4 protein-coding genes are annotated in these 3720 nt (G+C 50.5%); all 4 read left to right on the forward strand.

Annotation, left to right across the window (positions count from 1 at the left end):
- Window positions 1-99 precede the first annotated feature (99 nt).
- The 4 genes from E3J62_02020 to E3J62_02035 all read left to right on the forward strand — a co-directional run bounded on the left by E3J62_02020 (window position 100) and on the right by E3J62_02035 (window position 3518).
- Window positions 100-1155 (forward strand): HEAT repeat domain-containing protein, encoded by a 1056-nt coding sequence (locus E3J62_02020; protein TET47253.1) that lies wholly within the window; start codon window positions 100-102, stop codon window positions 1153-1155.
- A 3-nt stretch (window positions 1156-1158) separates the two neighbouring features.
- Window positions 1159-1818, forward strand: a complete 660-nt coding sequence (locus E3J62_02025) for a T9SS type A sorting domain-containing protein (GenBank protein TET47254.1) — start codon at window positions 1159-1161, stop codon at window positions 1816-1818.
- Window positions 1819-2127: 309 nt separating this feature from the next.
- A complete protein-coding gene (locus E3J62_02030; GenBank protein TET47255.1) occupies window positions 2128-2430 on the forward strand; it encodes a hypothetical protein in 303 nt (100 codons plus the stop codon).
- Window positions 2376-3518 (forward strand): HEAT repeat domain-containing protein, encoded by a 1143-nt coding sequence (locus E3J62_02035; protein TET47256.1) that lies wholly within the window; start codon window positions 2376-2378, stop codon window positions 3516-3518. Before E3J62_02030 ends, E3J62_02035 begins: the two co-directional genes overlap by 55 nt.
- Window positions 3519-3720 lie beyond the last annotated feature (202 nt).

Genomic DNA, 3720 nt, shown 5'->3' on the forward strand with positions numbered 1-3720 from the left:
TATATCTGGGATCATCTTGATTGGGCCAGTCCGGGGAAGCAAACTGACCCGGGCTTCTAAGAGGCCTTGCCAGAATTCGCAAAAGAAAGAGGTGTAGTCATGAGGAGAAATGTAATTGTAGCTGTAGCACTCGTCGGTTTCCTTGTCCCCTCATATGTTCTTTGTTCTAATGGGGTCTTTGAGAAATACAGGTACCACTTAGATTTGTTCCAAGAAGCAGATGTAGATACTGTCATAGGCCTATTGGGTCACGCAGATCGAGGAGTAAGAAGAGAAGCTCTTACTCTGATTGGTGTGGCTTTTCGAAAGGGTTTTTCGTCTGCTGAAAGAGCTATTCCCCGGCTTGTTGAGATTATGACAACGGATAGTGACCTTTGGTTGAGAGTTCTTGCAGCAGGAGAATTGGCCGGTGTGGGTGATGAGAGAGCTCTAGAACCTCTGCTAGAAATTGCGTCCGATTCAATGGTTGATGACATAATCCGAAGCACAGCACTACATACTCTCGGAACCCAGGGCGCCAAAATAGGAGCCGATAAGGAGCGGGTGGCCGACATTGGCCGTTCTCTCCTAGATTCGCCAGATCTCGACGCTCGGGTGCAGGCTTTTCTGGCTCTGCGCCTTTCAGAGGATAGGACAAAGCTCAAGGTATTTCTTCAGTCTTTTGTTGATCACTATGTCCATCCCGATTCCTCTCTTATGTCACAACCGGCGCTCAGCCCAGGACAGAACCGAAGTGCCTATAATGACTTCTCAAGCATCTTCAGAGACGGACTTCACAGTGTCGCCTTAAAAACGCCGGATTTGCTATATGAACTCCTGGAGCATCCAAATGAGATGGTGAGGTCAGAGGTAACCTGGAGCCTTGCTCAGCGTGGTGACAGAAGGGTAGTGGACATCCTCATTGACCTTTTGAAAAACAGTGAGAATGGATACGTAAGAGCGTTGGCGGCCGCCGGACTTGAATACGTTCCGGATAAGAAAGCGCTTCCCGTCTTAGTGGAGGCTCTGAAAGATAATTGGTCTCCCTACGATGGAGCAGGCACTGTGGCAGATGTTGTTTACAATACCTTAGTCAGTGCTTATGATGTCGAAGTGGAGAGCATTGGTGAACCCCCCGGTCCTTATCGGTACAAAATCATCAAGAAAGAGGAGTAAGCTATGCGGAAAATCATTTTACCTTTCGTGGTTCTTGGCCTGCTGCTTTCCCAGCCGCAGACGTCCATCGCAGCTTGGGAGGTTGAGCAAGGGTCGAGAGGAAATGAACTCCTTCTGCAAGTCCGAAACTCTCAACGCCAAAACCTTCAGGAGGTTGTTGTCGAGGTGGATCAATCTCCAGGATGGATTCAGTTTGGGACTGGGGAGGTTGTGGTCGGAGAGGTTCTCGTACCAGAAGAGATGCAAGATGCGATCTTTCTTTTCGATGTCGCCGAGGAAGCCCCTTTGGGAGCCAAGGGAAATATCAAGTTGCTCGTAAAGTGCTCGGCAGAAAGTTGGCGCAAGGAAGTGGCTGTGACTGTTATTCCTTCTACTTCGCTCCCAACAGTCAACGCCCTCCATCAGAGTTCTCCTAACCCTTCTCGTCGGTCGCCGGTGATTGGTTATCAGTTATCGAAGCGTGCTCAAACGACCCTGAAGGTTTACAATCTGGCAGGGCGTCTCGTGAAGACTCTGGTCAATGACGCTCAGAAGGCAGGATATTACAGGGTTGAGTGGCACGGTAATGACGAGCAGGGGCGCCAGATGCCAGGCGGGGTCTACTTTTACCGTCTCCAGGCGGGTAACTTCACAGCCGGAAGGAAGTTGATACTGCTCCGATAAACAAGGAAAAGCAGGCGCAAATAAGGAAAAAGGAAGGCTGCGGTCCTTCCTTTTCCCTTTCTGCCAGATTGCTGGGCAGCCAGGGAAGCTGCTTTGCTCGCCGCAGGACGTTTACGCTTGTTGCTCAATGTCGGAATCCCGACCGTTTTCCTCTTCCTTGAAAAGGGAGAGGAACAGAAGGAGAGGGATGCGCAAGGATCCAGGAATGCGAAGCGAGGAGCTGGTGCACACGTGATGCTGGAATTGGGCCACTGATAGGGCTTGACATTACAGAGGCATCTTTGTTATAGGTTAGTAAGGTGTTGCTTTTTGAAACAGATTGCAGGCAGATATAAGGTTATTGAAAAACTTGGGACGGGGCTTTCCGGGACCGTCTTTTCAGTCAAAGACGGACCCAGGGGACCCACCGTCGCGCTCAAACTTTCAAACCCCACCGAAGACTCTGCTCATCATTTAGAAAAAGAATTCTTCAGACTTTTCCAACTCGATCATCCCAACATCGTGGACGATCGGGAGTACCTCGTCTATAGAGAACAGGACGGCTGGATGTTCCATCATTGGGACCATTTGGACTGGGCAAATCCAGGCAAACAGACAGACCCAGGATGGTAAAGTGCTTGCCGAACAGGAGGCATAAAATGAAGACATATGTATTTCTTGGAACAGCCCTGATCCTGGCGTTCACATCCGCCTTTGGCTCCAACGGACTCATTGGAAAATACAAACACCGATACACGGCTTTAGAGGAGGCGGATGTTGACTCGGTCATCACGCTCCTAAGCAGCCCGGATTCTGTGGTTGCGGGAGAGGCAGCAACACTCGTTGGTATCGCTTTCGAGAAGGGTTTTGCGTCTGCGCAGAAAGCACTTACCATCCTTATAGGGCTGGTCGAGAGTGATAAATCGCTACATGTTCGTACACTTGCTGCCGGTGCTCTATTCCGGTCGGGCGACGAGAGAGCTGTTGGGCCTCTATGGGAAATAGCAGAAGATGATAGTTCTGATCCGGGGCTCAGAATGACAGCGCTGTCCGGATTGTCGTTCATAGGTGCTAAGACTAGTGAGGTCGCGAAGGTTGCTGCCGAAAACCTCCATTCGGCTGACCCTGGCTTCAGGTATGAATCAATCAAGATAGTGGCAAAGTGGGGGGATAAGGCGGACTTGAAGAAGCTGCTGCAGGCATATATCGACCATCACGAGCGACCGGACGCTTATCTAAAGGAAATGAGACCCGTGCAGGCAAGGTATTGGGACAATCGCTACGAGGAGCTTTCGTTTGTGCTGGTGGTTTCGCTCTATGCCATAGCTAGCCGAGCGCCCGACTTGCTTGAACCGCTCCTGAACCATGCCAACACCAAGTTCAGGTTAGATGCTGCCGATAGCTTTCGCCATATACTGGATAAGAGGGCGATTCCTGCCCTTCTTGACATAATGAGAAATGGTGAGGAACCCAGAGACAGATCCAGAGCTGTGGACCTTGTGGAGCCCTACGGGCTCTCCGGTCGCCTCGATGCAGAAGAGAAGGAAATGGTGATATCCGCTCTGAAAGAAGCTCTCAACGACAAATACGTTGAACAGGGCCCTAAAGGACCTTATAGACCTGTTGCTTGTGCGGCTTACGGAGTGTTGTGCATGCTTCAGGTTGAGGTTGAGGAACCCGAGGATTGGAAAAATAGGCCGAAGCCGCGTGCTTACGATTGATTCCGAGTATTCAGACAGGGCGCACGTGCCCGGTTCAATTCAGCCCCACAACTTTTTCCTTCCCGGCTCGTTTCACGGGCTCCCTTGGAAAGGGAGAGGAATGAAAGGAGAGGGTTGCACAAGATTCAGGATTTGGGAACTGATGGCGCTTGACATCACAGAGCCATCTCTGTTATAGGTTAGACAGGTATTTCTTTTTGAA

It is taken from the genome of candidate division TA06 bacterium, assembly GCA_004376575.1.
Classification (GTDB): Bacteria; Hydrothermota; DG-26; order E44-bin18; family E44-bin18; genus E44-bin18.